The sequence below is a fragment of the Arthrobacter oryzae genome (assembly GCF_030718995.1).
Lineage (GTDB): Bacteria > Actinomycetota > Actinomycetes > Actinomycetales > Micrococcaceae > Arthrobacter > Arthrobacter oryzae_C.
In genome coordinates this window covers 110,042-127,362 of the sequence record NZ_CP132204.1, presented here as the reverse complement: position 1 = coordinate 127,362, position 17,321 = coordinate 110,042, and the positions used below count along the sequence as shown (strand labels likewise).

Genomic DNA, 17,321 nt, shown 5'->3' with positions numbered 1-17,321 from the left:
TGGTCGCCACTGAATTCAGTGAACAGTTGATGTACCGCTTCTATCCGGCGGCCGGCCGGGCCGGCCGCCGCCTAGTCTGTGGTTCGGCTAGAAGCTGCCGGAGTCTCCGCCGCCGAAATCGCCGCCGCCAAAGTCCCCGCCGCCGAAATCTCCGCCGCCCCAGCCGCCGCCGTCACTGTGGCCGCCGCCCCAGCCGCCGCCGCTTCCGCCGTTGAGGATGGAGTTGATGAGGATGCCGCCCAGGATGGCGCCGCCAAGGCCGCCGCCACCGCCGCCGCCGAACATGCCGCCGCGGCCGTAGCCCTGGTTGGCGTAACCGAAGCTGTCCACGTCCCCCTGGGCGAGCTGCGCAGCCTGGGCTGCAAGGGCGTGCGCCTGCTGGGCATAGGTCAACGCAGTGACCGGATCATTGCGGGAGATGGACAAGGCATAATCCAGGTTCCGCTGGGCTTCGGCCAAACGGGTACGCGCTTCAGTCCCCACTCCGCCACGGCGTGCCGTGATGTAGTCCGAGGTGGCGCTGATCTGCGCCTGGGCCGACATGATGGTCTGCTGCAGTGACGCCTGCGCCCGGCGGGCCTGTTCCTGCTGGTCCCGGATGCCGGTCAGGGACTGGTCCAGCGCCTGATGGGCTGTCTCCACCCGCTCTAGGGTGGCAATCGGATCGATCTTGCCGCCCTGGATCTCGGTCTTGACCTGCGCCAGGGCAGCCTCCACCTTGGCCACCGGTCCGGCCAATTCGGGGTGGGCTCCGGACTGGATCATCGCCTTGGCCTGCGCCAGGTCCTGGGACGTGTCAACAACTGCCGCCTCAAGGCTGTTGCGTGCTTCGTCCAGGCTTCCGGAGACTTTGGTGATGGCGTCGAGCAACACCTTGGTCTGGTGCAGGCTTTCTTCCGCGGCGCGAACGGCGACGGCGGCCAGGCTTCCCTCGCCGGATGCGAGCTTGTCCTGGGCCGTTGCGGTGGCATTCTGCACGAAGGCCAGCCGCTCCTTGGCCTGGCCGATGTTGTCCGAGACCTGGACCAGGGCGCTGTCGGCGTACTTGGCCCGAAGCGAAGCAAGGGTCTGCTCCGCAGTGGCGATCCGGGAGTCGGCTTCCTGGGCGCCCGCGTTCACCGCGGCGAGGGCCTGGGGCGCGTTCTTCTCCAGTTCACGGAGTGAATCGAAGTCGGCCTTTTGTTCCTGGAGGGACGCCATGGCGGCTTCCGAGCGGCGGATGATCTCACCGAGCCAGCTGCGCTGCTGTTCCTCAGTGTCGGGGATATGGTCGTCAAGCTGCTGCTGCAGTTTGAACGACTCGGACATGTGTCCCTTGGCTTCCTGCAGGGCTTTCGTGAAGTTTCCGACGGCGGCATCGCCGTACTGGGCCTGCGCGAAGCCGAGTTCCTGCTCGCTCGAGTTGATGGCGTTATCCGCTTCGATGAGCAGTGAACCGCTCTTCTTCCGCAGCTCGTCCACGCTGAGGGAGGCAAGCGGGTCGAGTTCTGCGCCTTGTGGTCCATAGCTGGCGCTCGATGCCAGCGCTGCTTTCTTGCGCTTGTTGCGGAAGTAAAGGTACGCGCCCGCACCACCGGCTACGACGACGCCCGTGCCGACCAGAACAGCAGCGCCGGCGCCGTCACCCGACGGGACGGTGCCGCTGCCTCCGCCTGCGGCGTTTCCGATGGCCCCCGCGGTGTCGATAGCTGCCTGTGCGTAGTCCTTTTTGCCTGCGCCGAGGTTGGCGGCAATGGCATTCTGGGTGATGGCTGTGCGCTTGGGATAGATGGAACTCGAGCTGTTCGGTGAGAAGTAGTACTTGCCGTCATCGGTGGCTATCGTCAGGATGACGTCTGCCGGGCCCATACCCTTTTGTTTCGCAACTGCTTGGCCCCATTCCGCGGGATCTGTCGGGTTCTCAAACGACTTCACGGTAACCACGTACAGGTTGTACTTATGATCCTTCAGGAGCGTCCGAATGGCTTCCTGGACTTCAGGTGTGCGGCCGCCCAGGACCTTGGCATTATCCACGATGTTCGTGCCGGACGGAATGGTCACCGGTGGCTCGGCCCAGGCTGAGGTGGCGGGAACCGCCAGCAACCCGGCAAGGCCGATCACGGCGAGGAGACGTTTGAACTTAGACCGCATGTGCAACCCTTCAGCACTTCTGCGACTGATTCGGGCCGAGCCAGTCGTCACAGAATGCAGCAGCGCCCCCACGCATGTGTAAAGCCGCAGGTCGCTGTGGCAATTCCAATTGATTCTATGGTGCACCAATTTGCCCGTCCACAACGGGGAATATGCCACCAGCGAAAAGCGCTTCCCGCACGGAACGGGGCGCCCCAAAAACCGATTCCGACGGCGTTCAGGAACCTCCCAGTCAACGTTCGCTTTAGCTTCAGTCTGAGGGTCCATAGTTAAAGGCAGACAAGGATGAAAGGAAGTCTAATGACTGAGAACCCAGCACAGGGTGGATCGCCTGAGAATACGGGTCCTGAAAAGCCCCGGGAAGGCTGGCAGGCGCAGCCTCCCGGAGACTCAGCCCATCAGGAACCGACAGTTCAGGACAACCCGACCATCCGGCTCGACCAGACCCCCTCCGGAGACGCGCAGGGCCCCTCCGGAGCCGAACAGCAGCGGGCCGGCGAAAACGATGCCCCCCGACCCGTTTACCCCCAGCACCAGCCTTTCTACGGCCAGCAGGCAGGTCCGCACGGCCAGGCCGGCACCCACCCGGGGGACAGCAGCTACTCCGGTGCCGGCGCACCCCAGTCCACTTCAGCCCAGTCATACGCAGCCCAGCCCCACGGCGGCTACCAGGGGACCGCTCCCTATGCAGGTCAAGGCGGCCAGCACCCCGGAAGCATGTACGCCTCGGACCCTGCAAGCACGCCGAAGCGGAAAGCGGCCTTCGGCGTGGGTACCCTCGTGGCCAGCATCCTCGCCGCCGGCCTGGTCGGCGGGGGCGTTGTGGCCGCCAGTGACGCCTTCCTCAACGACGGCTCCACCTCATCCGTCAGCAGTACCGGCAGCCAGCCGAGCACCGTCATCGTCAACAACAAGGACGACGTAAACGTCATCACCGCCGCGTCGGTGAAAGCCTCGCCGAGTGTTGTGACCATCAAGGCGACCAGCGGAAGCGACGGCGGCACCGGATCGGGAATCATCCTGGACGACGACGGCCACATCCTCACAAACACCCATGTGGTGACCCTTGACGGTAAAACGGCCAACGCCGTCATCGAAGTACGGACCAGTGACGGCAGGGTGCTCACCGCCAAAATCGTCGGCACCGACCCGCTGAGCGACCTGGCCGTCATCAAGGTGGACAACGCTTCCGGGCTGACGCCGGCAACGCTCGGCGACTCCAGCAAACTCAACGTGGGCGACACCGCCATTGCCATCGGTTCGCCCCTGGGCCTGACGGGCACCGTCACCGACGGCATTGTCTCCACCCTGAACCGGACCATCAGCGTTGCTTCTTCGGCGGCGCCGAAGGAAGGTGCGGATGATTCCCAGAGCGACGACGAGGGCGGCTTCCAGTTTGCACCGCCGGACGGCGGCCAGAGCCAGAGCACGTCGAACCAGGGCTCCATCGCCATCAACGTGATCCAGACCGATGCCGCCATCAACCCCGGCAACTCCGGTGGCGCCCTGGTTAACAGCAAGGGTGAGATCATCGGCGTGAACGTGGCCATCGCCTCCGCCGGCGGCGATTCGAGCTCCAGCACCAGCGGCAACATCGGCGTGGGCTTCAGCGTTCCCATCAACCATGCCAAGCGGGTGGCACAGGAGATCATCGATACCGGCAAGGCTACGCACGGCCAGTTCGGCGTTAGCGTCAAGGCCAAGTCATCCACGTCGTCGAACTCGTCCTTCTCGGTAGGTGCCGAAGTGGCCACAGTGGAGTCCGGGTCGGCCGCCGCCAAGGCCGGAATCAAAGTGGGTGACGTCGTCACCAGGTTCAACGACCTTGCCATCAGTGATCCCAACCAGCTGACCGCAGCGGTCCGGGAACAGCCGGCGGGTGCCTCCGTGAAGGTCACCATTCTTCGCAACGGCCAGGAACAGCAGGTGGACGTGACGCTCGGCGCCGCGGCCGAACAGTAAACGGGCTGCCCCCGGTACCATCGGCACATCAGGCAGCGGAGGCGGGACCACCGGACGGTGGGCCCGCCTCCGCGGCGTTAACCGGGGCGCCGCGCCCCGCCTCATCGCACGGCCTGACACAGGCGTTAACGGGACGGCGCGGGCACCCCGCTATATGGTTAGCTTGGATCTACCCGCACCCCGGGGAGATCCGCGGCCATAACCTCACCCGGCTGGCTATCCACAAGCATGGAAGGCTGCTGTACAGAAAGTGGAAGAGACATTGAAGATCATCGTTCTGGTCAAGCATGTACCAGACGCGCAATTGGACCGTCACCTCAGCGGCGAGGACAACACCACGGACCGCGCCGATAGCATCCTGTCCGAGCTGGACGAGTACGCCCTGGAGGCTGCGCTGCAGCTGATCGAGGCCCGCGGCGGAGCGAAAGCCGGCAACCAGGTCATCGCCCTGAGCATGGGTCCCGCCGGCGCCGTCAATGCCATCAAGAAGTCCCTGCAGATCGGCGCCACCGAGGGCGTCCACCTCCGGGACGACGCCCTGGCCGGATCCGACGCCGCCGCCACCTCCCTGGCGCTGGCAGCAGCCGTTCGCCACCTCGGGGCGGACAGCCCCGTGGACCTGGTCCTGACCGGCATGGCGTCCACCGACGGCGAGACCTCCCTGGTTCCCGCGCAGCTTGCAGAGCGGCTCGGTCTCCCGCAGGTCACGTTCGCCTCCGAACTTGAGGTCGACGGCGGCCGCGTCATCGCCCGCCGCGACAGCGACACCCACTACGACACGGTGGAGGCGGCGCTGCCCGCCGTCGTGTCCGTGACGGACCAGATCAACGAGCCCCGGTTCCCCAACTTCAAGGGAATCATCGCGGCCAAACGAAAGACCATCACCACCCTTAGCCTCGCGGAGATCGGCGTAGACCCTGCGCAGGTGGGCAAAGCCGGTTCCTGGACTGAAGTCCAGACGGCAGCGGCCCGTCCGCCGCGCACCGCCGGCACCATCATCACCGACGAAGGCGACGCCGGCATCAAGCTGGTGGACTTCCTGGCCGCCCAGAAGCTGCTCTAAGAGGATCCCCGACATGGCAAAAGTACTTGTATTCATTGACAACCCCGGCGCTGCGCTCAAGAAGAGCAGCCTGGAGCTGCTGACGATCGCCCGCTCGCTGGGCGAAACGGTCGCGGCCGTCAACGGCCCCTTGACCGACGACGCCGCCGGCGCCCTCGGCGCCAACGGAGCCACGGCCATCTTCCGGGCCTCGTCCGACGACCTGGACGCGTACCTGGTCGGTCCCAAGGCGGCTTTCCTTGCCGAGGCCGTTGCGGCTTCGGGTGCCACCACCGTGCTCCTGGAGAACTCGTTCGACGGCAAGGAGATCGCAGCCCGCCTGGGCATCAAGCTCGGCGCGGGCGTGATCACGGACGTCGTCGGCGTGGAAGCAGACGGCACCGCCCACAAATCCGTGCTGGCAGGGTCCTACACCACCACGGCCAGGGCCACCACGGCGGTGTCCGTGCTGACGGTCAAGCCGAACAGCGTCACCCCGGAACCCGCAGCGGCTGCAGTGAACCCGGAAATCGTCACTGTTGACGTTCCGGCATCGGCCACGGCCGGCGCGGCCCGCATCACTGGCCGCACGGATAAGCCTGCCAGCGGCCGTCCGGACCTCACCGAGGCCAGGATCGTGGTGGCCGGCGGCCGCGGCGTCGACGGCGACTTCGGCCCGGTCGAGGAACTCGCAGACGCCCTCGGTGCCGCTGTCGGTGCGTCACGTGCAGCGACGGACGCCGGCTGGATCGGCCACGATGCGCAGGTCGGGCAAACAGGCAAGACGGTTTCCCCGCAGCTGTACATTTCCGCCGGCATTTCCGGAGCCATCCAGCAGAAGGCCGGCATGCAGACCGCCAAGGTCATCGTTGCCGTCAACAAGGATGCCGAATCGCCGGTCTTCGAAATCGCCGATTTCGGGATCATCGGGGACCTCTTCGAGGTCCTCCCGCAGGCGACCGAAGAGATCAAAAAGCGCAAGGGCTGATGAATTGAGCAGCAACGCTACGGCGCAAAGCCCGTTCAACCCGGACCATCACCGGGTTGAGCGGGTCCTTTGTTTTACCGCCCATCCGGACGACATCGACTTCGGAGCCGCCGGCACCATCGCCGCCTGGACCGAGGCAGGGGTCCAGGTCAGCTACTGCATAATGACCGACGGCGATGCCGGCGGTTTCGATCCCGCGCAGCGCGCGGAGATTGTGGCCATGAGGGCGGAAGAGCAGCGCCGGGCCGCTGCGATGGTGGGCGTCACGGACATCCACTACCTGCACGAGCGTGACGGCTATCTGGAACCCACCCACGAGGTGATGCGGGGAGTGGTGAAGCTGATCCGGGAGCTCCGCCCCGACGTCGTTCTTTCCATGCATCCGGAACGCAACTGGAAGCGTCTGCAGAAGAGCCACCCGGACCACCTGGCCGTGGGGGAAGCCGTGACCCGGGCGGTATATCCGGCGCTGGAGAACCCTTTCGCCTACCCGGACCTGGCCGAGGCGGGCCTGGCAGCGTACAAGCTCCCGTGGCTGTGGTTGTTTGCCGGGCCCGAGGAACGGGAAAACCACTTTGTGGATGTCACCGGCCATGTGGACACCAAACTCGAGGCCATCCACGTGCATGTCAGCCAGCATCCGGACCTTGAAGCCATGGACCGGACAGTCCGCAGCCTTATGCTCACCACGGGCGAACGGGCCGGGTTGCCCCAGGGGCACAGTGCCGAGGCCTTCCACGTGGTTGCGGTGAACGGTCCAACGACGATTGCCGGTTTCTAGGGGCCGCGCTGCCCCCGTTCACGTGAGCCGATATGCCGCGTAAGCCTGGATCCCTTCGAACAGGAAGCGGGCCAGGCCCGCGCGGTTCTTGTCGTAGAAGGCTGTGAAGCGCGCGTCCTCCACGTACATCCGGCCGAGGCCGACGTAGCTGCCTGCGTCCGGAGTCCAGCTGGCACATACCCACTTGTAATGGCGGTCGACGGCGTCCTGTACCTCCGGCGCATCAGCCCTGAGGCCGGCGTCGAGGCAGCGGGCCAGCTCCTGGTTAATGTCCTGGGCTTCCTGCATGAACGCCCTTTTTGGCGGCGTCCGTCATGGCCGCGTGGCGTTCCTTGCTCTCGTCAACTGCCTGGTTGCCCCACCGTTGCCGGGCCTCCTGCTCATACAGGTTGTTATCGAAATCCTTGAAGATGTCCTCGGCGGACATGGTGTCTCCTTTTGTGAGCGCTGACATGGTGGCGTCCACGGTGGCGGCCATCCGGTCGAGGCGGTCACGTTCAGCCAGCAGCCACCTGCGGTGCTCGCCGAGGGCCTCCAGCTGGCTGGTTTGCCCGGCAGTACCTCGGCGATGGCCTCGAGCCCGAGGCCCAGTTCCCGCAGCAGCAGGATCCGCTGGAGTTTGAGCAGTTCCGCCTGGCCGTAGTACCGGTAGCCGTTGTGCCCCGTGTAGGCAGGAGCGAGGAGGCCCTTCTGGTGGTAGTGCCGAAGGGTCCGGGAGGAGACATTGCTCTCCCGGGACACTTCGGCAATGGACCAGCTGCGGGGCGGCTCCTGCTTCATGCCTTCATCGTAGAAGTTGACGCAACGTCAAAGTCAACGGGCGGCTAGGCTCCGAGAGGGGCGGCCGCAACCGTTGGCAGAGTGGGCGAAGCGGAACCGCCCACCGGCTCAACGGTGATACCCAGCGATGCCGCCGAATGAATTCCCTTCACCACTGCCGGTTTGGACAGCGCCTCGGCATCCATGAGTCCCTGCGACACCGGAGCAGAGCCGTCCTTGGGAATAAGCCACATCTGGTACACCTTGCCGGCAGGGGGAGCCGGGACGCCGTTCATCTTGACGACGACTGCGTCCTTGGACGACGAAATGGAGACGGTAGCCGTACCTCCGCCGCTGACGTCGACAGTCGCCTGCCTGACATCCTGCGCCTGCATCACCTGATTAAGCGGATCGTTCTGGTTGGCCACATAAGCACCCACTCCAACTCCGCCCAGGGCGATGACAGCTGCGGCGGCCACGCCCACCAGCCAGTTGCGGAACCCGGGGGCCCGGCGTCGTTCTTCACGGCGCAGGCGGGCTGCGGCCAGGTCGTCGGTGCCGGCAGCTCCGCCCGGCTCCGAGGCATGTCCGTGGACCGGGGGAGCGGCAAGGGGCAGCGTGCCAGGCTGCGCCGGGAGCTGGGCCACAATGCGGTCGAAGAGCCCGGCGGGCGGTTCCTCCTCCGCGGTAAAGATAACGGCGAGCGTTTCGCGTGCCTGCCGGACGCGCTCATCGAAAGCATCGCGTTCCGGCTGGGGCGCGGACAGGATGTAATCTTCTATGGCAGTCCGCTCGGCTGGGCTCACGGCGTCGAGGGCGTACACTTCCGCCAGCTCCACGGCTCGGCCGGCGGCCAGGTCCGCAGCGATATCGTGGGCAAACGTCCCGAAGGAACTGCTGCTGTTCGGCTGGTTCATGTCGGTCATCTCAACTCACCCCCAGACAGGTCTTCAAGCGGATCAGTCCGTCGCGGATGCGGGACTTGATAGTGGGCACGGCGGCGTTCAGCTTCTCGGCGACTTCGCGGTACGTCAGGCCGCCGTAGTACGCCAGCCGGACGGATTGCTGCTGCGTCTCGGTAAGGGTGTCCAGGCATCTGACGACAGCCTCGGCTTCCAGCCTGCTCCCCACCTCGTCCGAGACGGAGTCGTGGTCGATTTCCTGGCTGCTGGCCCCGTACTTGGCCTCCCTGTCGGTGGACGACTGGGAGGACCGGACCTTGTCCACTGCCCGGCGATGGGAAATGGTCATCAGCCACGCCAGGGGACTGCCGGCCTCGGCGTTGAACTTTGCAGCGTTCTGCCAGACCTGGAGGAAGACTTCCTGCGTGGTGTCCTCGCTGAGTTCGGGATCGATCAGGACGCGGCGGGCCATGCCGAAGACGCGCCGGGACGTCAGTTCGTAGAACTCCGCGAAGGCCCCCTGGTCTCCGTTGGCGATGCGCGCCAGCAGGTCACCGAGCCGCCGGTTTACGTCGGCTGAAGTGCCAGGAGAAGCAGTGGCCTCCGGGTTCGGGGCGTTGGGAGTTTCCATCACTCCCAAGCATAAGTCGACTCGGGCCGTACTTTTAGCAGCAGCGCGTCCCGCGGCAGCAGAAGCGCCCGGAATGTCCCCGTGGGCATCACTTTTCCGGACCGGGGACCTGCGGGCCTGCAATGTAGTCACCTGCCGCTCCTCGCGATCCTGTCATTGGCCCGGGTTGGCCTTCACAGGTGATTCGGAGCGGATGTCCGGAGGGATGGGTGCCCCCTAGAGCATTGCGCCGGCGAAGCCGTTCTGGCGCCAGGCTTCAAAGACGGCAATAGACGCCGCATTCGCAAGGTTCAGGGACCGCAGGGACGGCAGCATCGGCAGCCGTACCCGGGATGTCACATGCGGGTCGTGCTTGAGCGCTTCCGGAAGGCCCACGGACTCCGGACCGAAAAGGAGGACATCGCCGGGGACGTAACTGATGTCCGTATAGGAGGCCTCGCCGTCGGACGTGAACGCGTAAACGTGCTCGGGCTGCAACGCTTCCCAGGCGGCCTCAATGGTTTTATGCACCGTCACGACGGCGAGGTCGTGGTAGTCCAGCCCGGCACGGCGAAGCTTGGCGTCGGAAAAATCAAAGCCCAGCGGCTCCACCAGGTGCAGTTCGGCGCCGGTGATGGCAGCCAGCCGGATGGCGTTGCCCGTATTGCCGGGGATTTCAGGGGTGTGGAAGAGGATGCGGAACACCGTTCCATCCTAGCCACCCCGGAACCTAGTGCATTCCTCGCAGCAGCCTGGCCAGCGCGGGGACGTTGACAGTATTCGGGGCGGGGCCGGAGCTCAGGAACTCCTTGAGGCCGCGGACCAGCCCCGCCCCGTTGACCACCTGGACGGTTTCATGGCCGCGCTGTGAACGCCGGTGGTGGTCAATGACAGGTTCATGCAGGTTGCCGTCGGGACTGTGAATGACGGTCCAGCCGGTCACGTTGAGCTCCGGAAAGATGTCCTGCATGCGCCGGACTATATGAGCCAGCTGCGGCGGTGCAATGGCACGGCCGCCGTGCGTCAGGGTGCTGCCGTTCCAGGCGTAGGCGCCCTTCGGCAAAAGCATGGAGCCGATGAGCGCCAGCCGGTAGCCGGACAATACCGCGTGGTCGATGTGGCTGTTGTCTGCGGGGGACTGCAGCCCGTTGATCAACCTGGCCGCGGGAATGGCGGGCAGGATCTGCCTGGTGATCAGCTGGACGGTCCGCATCTCCCGCTGGATCCGGGCTTCGGCTCCGAAGATGCCCCGCTTCCGCGGCATGCCGTGGACCTGCCTGGCGGCGAGCACTTCCGGAATCAGCGGGACGGCGCCGGACTCCGGGGGCTCGAATGGCGGCACATAAACCGGCGGGTCCCCTGCGGTGTTGCGCGGGGTGTTGGGCCGATGGACGGTTGCGGACGCGCGGCTGCCTGCGGCGGGTGCGTCGAAGTGGGCGCCTTCCGCCGTTGCCGTGCCTGTGGCGCCGTGGGCGTAGGAGCGGTCGTAGGCAGCCCGACGCTTCGGATCTATCAGTGTCTCGTAGGCCAGGGTCACCTGCCGGAAGACGGCGGCGTCCCCGCCGTGGTCGGGATGCGCCCGCCTCGCGGCCTTGCGGTAAGCCACTTTGATTTCTTTGTCTGTCGCCGTGACGGGAAGGCGAAGGACCTGGTAATGGGAGCTGCTGCCCTGGGTCAAGCACTGATCCTTATCTTGTCGGTTCCAGTCCACTCAGGCAGTCCGGTCCGCCCAGTTTAACCGTGTACAGGCTCAACGTCCGCGCCTGCGGCTCTGGTTCCCTGCCACTGGCATAATTCAGCGCATGATCATCGCTGTTGCCATCAACCCCCGGGCTTCGTTCGGCGGTACCCGGCACATGGGCGACACGGTGGTGGCCTTTTTCCGCGCCGCCGGGGCGCGTGTCGTGGTGCTGAGGAAGGCCAGCTATGACCGGCTTGAAACCGCAGTGCGTGAGGCGCTGGCCGCAGGCTGCGATGCTTTGGTTGTGGTGGGCGGTGACGGCATGGTCCACCTGGGCATCAATGCGCTCGCCGGACCAGGTGCCCCCTACGGAGCGGTGCCGCTGGGGATCGTTCCCAGCGGCACGGGGAACGACATGGCCCGTGCGCTCGGGCTTCCGTTGAACGATGCGGTTGCCGCCTGTGAACGGATCCAAGAGGCATTGAAGACCGGCGGGCGCCTCATTGACGCGGGACGGGTCACGGGTAACGGCACCACCCGCTGGTTTGCCGGAGTAGTTTCCGCCGGTTTTGATGCCGCCGTCAATGAACGGGCCAACGCCTGGCGCTGGCCCCGCGGAAAGAGCAGGTACAACCTGGCCATGCTCCGTGAACTGGCCACTTTCAAGCCCATCGACTACACCGTGACGGCCGACGGCGAGACCTGGCATCAGGGGGCCATGCTCATCTCCGTGGCGAACGGCCAGTCCATTGGGGGTGGCATGAAGGTCACCCCCGACGCCCTGCTCGACGACGGATTCCTGGATCTGTTCATCGTCGGGCCCCTCACCCGCGCGCGGTTCCTCGCCGTCTTCCCGAAGGTTTTTTCCGGCCGCCATACCGGGCACCAGGCAGTGCACATCAGGCAGGTGCGCCGGGTTGAGCTCTCTGCCGTGAGCGTTGTTGCCTATGCCGACGGCGAGAGGATAGGCCCGCTGCCGCTGATTGTGGAGGTGGTGCCTGGCGCGATCAGGGTTCTGGCGGTGCCCTGACGGCGCGACCGCCGAAGCGTCTAAACTCTTGCGGAGGACCGGCCGGAGCAGTGCCGCCGGCAGAAGGTATTTTTGGGGGCAATGTGCAGTCGACAGGCAGGGGACCCGTTGCGGGCGGTGCAGGATTCGTATCGGGGTCCCGACCCGTGTCGGGGGCCGTCCGGCGGATGGCCCGGCCACTGACCTTGGCCGTGGTGCTTGCCGGCGGGGCCGGCTGCAGCGTGGGCGTCCCCGACCCCGCCGCCCCGCGCGACATCCAGACCACGTCCGCGCTCGCGACTCCCACCATTACGCCCGGTCACGACGCGGCAGCGGTGGCAGCCCGGGACCTTCCCTTTACGGCCGGAGACTCCCTGGCCCCGGGAGTCGCCGTCGGCCTGTCCGACGGCCTCCGCGAGGCCCCGGGCTGGAAGCCAATCAAGGAGAACGTGGCGGGGGAGAACCGTTACCTCAAAGCCGACGGATGCGTGGCCTCCGCCCGGGTCAGCATGAACCAGGGGACACTGGCCGTTACTGGCGATGACAAGGCCTCCACCGTTGAGTTGTTCAAATACCTGGACCCCGCCATCCTCCCCGGCTACCTGAAAACCGACACCTTGCGCTGGGGCGGCGAGCCGGACAAGCCGGGACCCCGGACAGAGGTTCTGGTCTACGAGAGCGGAGCAGCGCCGGGCGGGAAGTCCACTGCAGTGCTGGCACGCCTCTTTGGCAAGGCGGGTTCCTCCGTCTACGTTTCCCTCGCGTGCCCGGACGCGGCCGCGCTCGCAGCGGCCCGGACGGACGTTGCGGAACGCCTGCTTGTTGTTCCGCCAGGAAACTGAGCTGCTATTGCCCGCGGTGAATCCGGGGTGACAGCCGGTTGAGGGCCAGCGCGCCCACGAGCAGGCCAAAGTCGCGAAGCGCGACGTCGAAAAAGCTGCCCAGGAGCAGCAGGTTGACGATGATTCCCAGAAGCCACACGGCCACCAGCATCGATCCAAAGCGCGGCCGGACTGCAACCGCGATGCCGGCGAGAATCTCCACGACGCCCACGCCGTACATGATGGTCTGGGCCGGGAGTGGAATCACCGCCGTGGCCACAGGGGCCAAATACACGGTCCAGTCGGCGAGCAGATTGGTGAACTTGTCCAAGCCGAACAGGATCGGGGCGACCGTGAAAACCGTGCGCAGCAACACGAAAGCCTGCCTGCCCGGTTCGGAGGCCAGCGTGCGGCCCGGGGAGCTCAAGACCGAGGACGATTTCATGACGACTCCTTCTAAAAGTAGGTATCCTAATTTTAGAAAATCAGACCCAATTAAGCAATGAATCTTGTTTTTAGAGTTAGGGTGTTCCATGCGCAGACTTCCGTGGGACCGCCGGCTTGCGGCCGTGGCATCGCTCGGCGATGAAAACCGCCGAAAGCTCTTCGGGTTCGTCACGTCATCCCCGCGCCCGGTGGGGCGGGACGAGGCGGCCGCAGCGCTCGGAATCCCGCGAAGCACTGCGTCGTTCCACCTCGACAGAATGCTGCAGGACGGGGTGCTCACCGCGGAGTTCCGCAAACTGGGCGGCAAGGCCGGGCCCGGTTCCGGCCGGCCCGCAAAAACGTACCGGGCGGCCCAGCCGGAAGTGGGAGCCTCCGTGCCTGACCGCAATTACGATCTGGCCGGTGAATTGATGGTGGCCGCCATCGAACATTCCACCGCAGTGGGAGAGCCGGTGCGGGATGCGCTGCTGGCAACTTCTCATGCAAAGGGCCTGGCGATGGTCGAGGGCAGCCCAGGCCTCGAGGAGTTCCTCGCGGCGGAGGGTTACCTGCCGGTTCCTGACGGCGACGGAGGCTTTGCCCTGGGCAACTGCCCGTTCCACCGGCTCGCGGACGGACATGCGGACACAGTCTGCGCCATGAACGGAGCTTTCCTGAGCGGCGCTGCGGCCGGCTGTGGTGTTGCGGAAAGCCGCATCGTGGGCAACGACGCACCCGGCCAGTGCTGCGCCAGGATTACGCCGTCCTGAACTCCGGCGATCTGTTCGGCCGTCCGGCCAGCAGGACGCCCGCTATGACAAGCAGGCCCCCGATGGCCTGGGGCAGGGTGACCGGAATACCCATCATCACGGTGATGGCCGCCGTGAAGACCACGATCAGGTTCAGGTAATTGCCGGCGGTTGCCGGTGGAGTTGTCTTGAGTGCGAGGTTCCAGCACAGGTAGGCCCCCAGCGACGGGAACGCGGCAATGTAGGCGATCGACCACCCTTCGGCGGCAGTCGCGGGGAACTGGACTCCCGCGGCGATGGCAGCTGGAGCCAGCAGGACGGTGGCCATCACCACCTGAACGGCCGTGGACGCAATGGCAGGCAGCCCCAGCCGGCGCGAAATGATGGTGTAGAAGCCCCACACGGCGATGGCCCCGAGCATCAGGAGCTCGCCGACATTGAAGGTAATGCTGAACACCCGGTGCAGTTCGCCACGGGTCAGGACCAGGAGGACTCCCGCGAGGCCCAGGACTATGCCCAGCCAGCCGGAGATGCCGGGCTTTTCTCCGAGGATGAAAATGGCCATCACCACGATGAGGGCGGGGTTGGCGGCCGTAATCAGTGAGGCGTTAAGTGCCGAGGTGTGCTGGAGGGCTGTGTAGAGCAGCAGGGTGTAGCAGGCCATGCCCAGAACGCTCAGGAGCAGCAGTACCCGCCAGCGGCCCAGGACGGCGCGCCAGTCGGGGCGTTCCAGGAAGTGGGCCAGTGCCATCAGCGGAAGTGCCGCCAGTGCCCACCTCCAGAAGGTGAGTTCCAACGGCGTCAGGGTGTTGACGGCTGCCTGCCCCACCGCAAGGTTCCCGGACCAGAACAGGGTCGCCAGCACCAGGTAAATCGAGGCTTTCACCGCTCGAATCTACACGGGCGCCGGAGCGTGCCGGGTGTCCGCGGCTAGAATTGGCTTGTGTCCGTCTACCTCGATCATGCTGCCACCACGCCCATCGCCGCCGAGGCCCTGGCGGCACTCACGCGCGAGCTCGCCAGGACCGGAAACCCGTCGTCGCTGCACGGCTCCGGGCGCCGCGCCCGCCGCGCGGTGGAGGATGCCCGGGAGGCCATTGCCGCCGCAGCCGGGGCCCATCCGTCGGAGGTCATCTTCACCTCGGGCGGCACGGAGGCTGACAACCTGGCTGTCAAGGGCCTGTACTGGTCCCGCCGCGCCGAAGATCCGGGACGCACGCGGATCCTCTGCTCCGCCGTCGAACACCATGCCGTCCTGGACACCGTTGAATGGCTGGAACGTCACGAGCAGGCGGAGGTTTCGTGGCTCCCCGTGGATTCCGAGGGTGTGGTGGACCTCGACGTGCTGAAGTCGGAACTCTCCCGGAATCCGGAGTCCATCGCCCTCGTCTCGGTGATGTGGGCCAATAACGAGGTCGGCACTATTCAGCCGGTGCAGGCTGTGGTTGAAGCGGCCCACGCCGCGGGCGTTCCTGTTCATTCCGACGCGGTCCAGGCCTTCGGGTCCGTGCCCGTCGACTTCCGGGCCAGCGGACTGGACGCCATGTCCATCTCCGGACACAAGATCGGCGGGCCGGTGGGCGTCGGCGCCCTGCTGCTCGGCCGCTCGGTCAAGCTGACGCCTGTGCAGCATGGCGGGGGCCAGGAGCGCGACGTCCGTTCAGGGACGCTGGACACGGCATCGATTGCCGCCTTCGCCGCCGCGGCGGAAGCCGTGGCCAGGGACCTCCCCGGGGAAGCGGCGCGCATCAGTGGGCTGCGGGACCGGCTGATCGCCGGCGTACTGGACGCCGTCCCCGAAGCTGTCCTGCGTGGCGCGCCGGGGGACGGGCGCCTGCCCGGCAATGCGCACTTCACGTTCCCTGGCTGCGAAGGTGACTCGCTGCTGTTCCTGCTGGACCTCGCCGGCGTCGAATCGTCCACCGGCTCGGCCTGCACCGCCGGCGTGCCGCGGCCTTCGCACGTGCTGCTGGCCATGGGGCTCGACGAGGAGACCGCGCGGGGCGCGCAGCGCTTTTCCCTGGGGCATGCTTCCACCGACGCGGATGTCGACGCCCTGCTGGCAGCGCTGCCGGGCGCCTACCAACGTGCTCGCCAGGCAGGGATGGCCGGACATGAATCGTCCATCCAGACCGCTGCCACGGTGGCGCGTCAGTCCTCTGCCAGGAGCTGATCCAGCGCGACGGCGGGATCGGCCAGGCGGGCGGCGTTGACCGGAGCGCGGCTGGAGACCAGGGCCTTGATGGCTTTCTGGGTGCGGGGAACGTTGACGTTCATGCCTGCCACCACCCGGCCTTCGTGCTGCCAGAACGCAATGAATTCCCTGCTGGCCAGCGAGCCCCTGATGACCGGTTCCGCGCCCGCCGCCAGCGAGGGGAAACCCGAATACTCCATGCTGACGTCGTACTGGTCCGTGTAGAAATACGGAATCGTGTCCAGCTGCGCATCCTGGCCGAGGATCGATTTGGCGGCGATTTTTCCTCCGTTGAGTGCATTGGACCAATGCTCGCTGCGGTGGTGCTGCCCGGTGAACGGGTGCAGGGCGTTGGCCACGTCTCCGGCGGCGAAGATGCCCCGGACGCTCGTCCGCAGGGAGGCGTCCGCCAGAATGCCGTTGTCCAGGGCCAGGCCTGCGGCTTCCGCCAGCGCAGTCTCCGGCAGCACGCCCACGGCGATCACCACGATGTCGGCCGGCAGCACATCGCCCGAACCGGTGACCACCGCGGTGACGCGGCCGGCGTCGCCCCGAAGTTCGGACGCCGTGGTGCCCAGCCGGAACCTGACCCCGTTGGCTTCGTGGACTGAGCGGAAAAATGCGCCCAGTTCCGGTCCGACCGCGGCCGCCAGCGGAATGTCCTCAAGCCCGAGCAGGGTCACATGGTTGCCATAAGTGGTGGCCGCAGCCGCGAGTTCCATCCCGATCCAGCCGGAGCCGATCATCACCAGGTTCTTTCCGCCCGTCGAGATCTGCTCCCGGAGGCGGCGGCTGTCGTCCAGGGTCCGGAACGTGCTGACACCGTCCAGCCCGCTCCCTGGCAGTTGCATGCGTCGGGGGACGGCACCCGTAGCCAGCAGGAGCGCGCCGTACTCCAGCGAACCGCCGCTGCTGAGATGTACCGTGCGCGCGCCGGGGTCGATGGCGGCGACGTGCGTACCGAGGCGGAGGTCGACGTCGTTCTCGGTGTACCACGCCTCAGGCGCCACCGGCACGGCGTCTTCGCCCGCTGTGCCCAGCAGGTAGTCCTTCGACAGCGGCGGGCGAAGGTACGGGTGGTGCAGCTCAGAACCGATGAGGGTGATCCGGCCGGAAAAGCCTTCGCTGCGCAGCGTCCGGGCCGCAGTGGCCCCGGCCAGGCCGGCGCCAGCGATGACGATGTCTTCGATGTTGCGTTCCACGGGCATGGTGCCGCTCGATTCCTGAAGGGCCTGGCGATGAGGCCGCGTCCATTCTAAAAACAATA

At 66.2% G+C, this 17,321-nt stretch carries 18 protein-coding genes and 1 pseudogene; 8 read left to right on the top strand and 11 right to left on the bottom strand.

The features are described from left to right. Window positions 1-87: 87 nt before the first annotated feature. On the bottom strand, window positions 88-2,130 hold the full coding sequence (locus Q8Z05_RS00575) for a TPM domain-containing protein (RefSeq protein ID WP_305941612.1): 2,043 nt from the start codon (window positions 2,128-2,130) through the stop codon (window positions 88-90). Between the two features lie 300 nt (window positions 2,131-2,430). Between Q8Z05_RS00575 and Q8Z05_RS00570 the strand changes: the two genes are divergently transcribed. The 4 genes from Q8Z05_RS00570 to Q8Z05_RS00555 all read left to right on the top strand — a co-directional run bounded on the left by Q8Z05_RS00570 (window position 2,431) and on the right by Q8Z05_RS00555 (window position 6,903). Then, window positions 2,431-4,092: a trypsin-like peptidase domain-containing protein gene (locus tag Q8Z05_RS00570; RefSeq protein ID WP_305941611.1), complete on the top strand. Its 1,662-nt coding sequence runs from the start codon at window positions 2,431-2,433 to the stop codon at window positions 4,090-4,092. 262 nt (window positions 4,093-4,354) lie between these two features. Then, window positions 4,355-5,155, top strand: coding sequence for an electron transfer flavoprotein subunit beta/FixA family protein (locus Q8Z05_RS00565; protein ID WP_305941610.1), 801 nt, complete (start codon window positions 4,355-4,357; stop codon window positions 5,153-5,155). 13 nt (window positions 5,156-5,168) lie between these two features. Next, complete coding sequence (locus Q8Z05_RS00560) at window positions 5,169-6,122, top strand: electron transfer flavoprotein subunit alpha/FixB family protein (protein WP_305941609.1); 954 nt, start codon at window positions 5,169-5,171, stop codon at window positions 6,120-6,122. A gap of 4 nt (window positions 6,123-6,126) precedes the next feature. After that, window positions 6,127-6,903, top strand: coding sequence for a PIG-L deacetylase family protein (locus Q8Z05_RS00555; RefSeq protein ID WP_305941608.1), 777 nt, complete (start codon window positions 6,127-6,129; stop codon window positions 6,901-6,903). An 18-nt stretch (window positions 6,904-6,921) separates the two neighbouring features. Here the strand turns inward: Q8Z05_RS00555 and Q8Z05_RS00550 are convergent, their stop codons facing one another. The 7 genes and pseudogenes from Q8Z05_RS00550 to Q8Z05_RS00520 all read right to left on the bottom strand — a co-directional run bounded on the left by Q8Z05_RS00550 (window position 6,922) and on the right by Q8Z05_RS00520 (window position 10,852). Beyond that, window positions 6,922-7,191 carry a TipAS antibiotic-recognition domain-containing protein gene (locus Q8Z05_RS00550; protein WP_305941607.1) on the bottom strand — a complete coding sequence of 90 codons (270 nt, stop codon included), beginning with the start codon at window positions 7,189-7,191 and terminating at the stop codon, window positions 6,922-6,924. After that, entirely contained in the window at window positions 7,169-7,357 is a 189-nt protein-coding gene (locus Q8Z05_RS00545; RefSeq protein ID WP_305943663.1) for a TipAS antibiotic-recognition domain-containing protein, read from the bottom strand. Before Q8Z05_RS00545 ends, Q8Z05_RS00550 begins: the two co-directional genes overlap by 23 nt. 155 nt (window positions 7,358-7,512) lie before the next feature. Further along, window positions 7,513-7,683, bottom strand: a pseudogene (locus tag Q8Z05_RS00540) (MerR family DNA-binding transcriptional regulator); the annotation flags it as partial. A gap of 44 nt (window positions 7,684-7,727) precedes the next feature. Next, window positions 7,728-8,588, bottom strand: coding sequence for an anti-sigma factor (locus tag Q8Z05_RS00535; RefSeq protein ID WP_305941606.1), 861 nt, complete (start codon window positions 8,586-8,588; stop codon window positions 7,728-7,730). Window position 8,589: 1 nt separating this feature from the next. Then, complete coding sequence (sigK, locus tag Q8Z05_RS00530) at window positions 8,590-9,195, bottom strand: ECF RNA polymerase sigma factor SigK (RefSeq protein ID WP_305941605.1); 606 nt, start codon at window positions 9,193-9,195, stop codon at window positions 8,590-8,592. A gap of 216 nt (window positions 9,196-9,411) precedes the next feature. Continuing rightward, the gene (locus Q8Z05_RS00525; RefSeq protein ID WP_305941604.1) at window positions 9,412-9,879 is read right to left on the bottom strand and encodes a tRNA (cytidine(34)-2'-O)-methyltransferase; all 468 of its coding nucleotides are present in this window, start codon (window positions 9,877-9,879) and stop codon (window positions 9,412-9,414) included. A gap of 25 nt (window positions 9,880-9,904) precedes the next feature. After that, window positions 9,905-10,852 (bottom strand): J domain-containing protein, encoded by a 948-nt coding sequence (locus tag Q8Z05_RS00520; protein WP_305941603.1) that lies wholly within the window; start codon window positions 10,850-10,852, stop codon window positions 9,905-9,907. Window positions 10,853-10,976: 124 nt separating this feature from the next. Here Q8Z05_RS00520 and Q8Z05_RS00515 point away from each other — a divergent pair, with 124 nt between their 5' ends. Both Q8Z05_RS00515 and Q8Z05_RS00510 read left to right on the top strand, forming a co-directional pair. Continuing rightward, window positions 10,977-11,885 carry a diacylglycerol/lipid kinase family protein gene (locus Q8Z05_RS00515; protein WP_305941602.1) on the top strand — a complete coding sequence of 303 codons (909 nt, stop codon included), beginning with the start codon at window positions 10,977-10,979 and terminating at the stop codon, window positions 11,883-11,885. A gap of 167 nt (window positions 11,886-12,052) precedes the next feature. Beyond that, a complete protein-coding gene (locus Q8Z05_RS00510; protein ID WP_305941601.1) occupies window positions 12,053-12,706 on the top strand; it encodes a hypothetical protein in 654 nt (217 codons plus the stop codon). 4 nt (window positions 12,707-12,710) lie between these two features. Here Q8Z05_RS00510 and Q8Z05_RS00505 read toward each other — a convergent pair whose 3' ends face one another. After that, on the bottom strand, window positions 12,711-13,130 hold the full coding sequence (locus Q8Z05_RS00505) for a hypothetical protein (RefSeq protein ID WP_305941600.1): 420 nt from the start codon (window positions 13,128-13,130) through the stop codon (window positions 12,711-12,713). Between the two features lie 88 nt (window positions 13,131-13,218). On the opposite strand from Q8Z05_RS00505, the gene Q8Z05_RS00500 reads away from it, so the two are divergent. Continuing rightward, window positions 13,219-13,881 carry a helix-turn-helix transcriptional regulator gene (locus Q8Z05_RS00500; RefSeq protein ID WP_305941599.1) on the top strand — a complete coding sequence of 221 codons (663 nt, stop codon included), beginning with the start codon at window positions 13,219-13,221 and terminating at the stop codon, window positions 13,879-13,881. On the opposite strand, the gene Q8Z05_RS00495 is transcribed toward Q8Z05_RS00500, so the two are convergent. Then, the gene (locus tag Q8Z05_RS00495; protein WP_305941598.1) at window positions 13,868-14,746 is read right to left on the bottom strand and encodes a DMT family transporter; all 879 of its coding nucleotides are present in this window, start codon (window positions 14,744-14,746) and stop codon (window positions 13,868-13,870) included. The genes Q8Z05_RS00500 and Q8Z05_RS00495 overlap by 14 nt on opposite strands. 57 nt (window positions 14,747-14,803) lie before the next feature. Here Q8Z05_RS00495 and Q8Z05_RS00490 point away from each other — a divergent pair, with 57 nt between their 5' ends. After that, window positions 14,804-16,033 carry a cysteine desulfurase family protein gene (locus Q8Z05_RS00490; RefSeq protein WP_305941597.1) on the top strand — a complete coding sequence of 410 codons (1,230 nt, stop codon included), beginning with the start codon at window positions 14,804-14,806 and terminating at the stop codon, window positions 16,031-16,033. On the opposite strand, the gene Q8Z05_RS00485 is transcribed toward Q8Z05_RS00490, so the two are convergent. Then, window positions 16,012-17,262, bottom strand: coding sequence for an NAD(P)/FAD-dependent oxidoreductase (locus Q8Z05_RS00485; protein WP_305941596.1), 1,251 nt, complete (start codon window positions 17,260-17,262; stop codon window positions 16,012-16,014). The genes Q8Z05_RS00490 and Q8Z05_RS00485 overlap by 22 nt on opposite strands. Window positions 17,263-17,321 lie beyond the last annotated feature (59 nt).

Excerpts from the sequence above, each read along its gene's own strand:
- Q8Z05_RS00575 (WP_305941612.1), bottom strand. The coding sequence starts at position 2,130 with ATGCGGTCTAAGTTCAAACGTCTCCTCGCCGTGATCGGCCTTGCCGGG.
- Q8Z05_RS00570 (WP_305941611.1), top strand. The coding sequence starts at position 2,431 with ATGACTGAGAACCCAGCACAGGGTGGATCGCCTGAGAATACGGGTCCT.
- Q8Z05_RS00560 (WP_305941609.1), top strand. The coding sequence starts at position 5,169 with ATGGCAAAAGTACTTGTATTCATTGACAACCCCGGCGCTGCGCTCAAG.
- Q8Z05_RS00550 (WP_305941607.1), bottom strand. The coding sequence starts at position 7,191 with ATGCAGGAAGCCCAGGACATTAACCAGGAGCTGGCCCGCTGCCTCGAC.
- Q8Z05_RS00545 (WP_305943663.1), bottom strand. The coding sequence starts at position 7,357 with ATGTCAGCGCTCACAAAAGGAGACACCATGTCCGCCGAGGACATCTTC.
- Q8Z05_RS00535 (WP_305941606.1), bottom strand. The coding sequence starts at position 8,588 with ATGACCGACATGAACCAGCCGAACAGCAGCAGTTCCTTCGGGACGTTT.
- sigK (WP_305941605.1), bottom strand. The coding sequence starts at position 9,195 with ATGGAAACTCCCAACGCCCCGAACCCGGAGGCCACTGCTTCTCCTGGC.
- Q8Z05_RS00515 (WP_305941602.1), top strand. The coding sequence starts at position 10,977 with ATGATCATCGCTGTTGCCATCAACCCCCGGGCTTCGTTCGGCGGTACC.
- Q8Z05_RS00510 (WP_305941601.1), top strand. The coding sequence starts at position 12,053 with ATGGCCCGGCCACTGACCTTGGCCGTGGTGCTTGCCGGCGGGGCCGGC.
- Q8Z05_RS00505 (WP_305941600.1), bottom strand. The coding sequence starts at position 13,130 with ATGAAATCGTCCTCGGTCTTGAGCTCCCCGGGCCGCACGCTGGCCTCC.
- Q8Z05_RS00500 (WP_305941599.1), top strand. The coding sequence starts at position 13,219 with ATGCGCAGACTTCCGTGGGACCGCCGGCTTGCGGCCGTGGCATCGCTC.
- Q8Z05_RS00485 (WP_305941596.1), bottom strand. The coding sequence starts at position 17,262 with ATGCCCGTGGAACGCAACATCGAAGACATCGTCATCGCTGGCGCCGGC.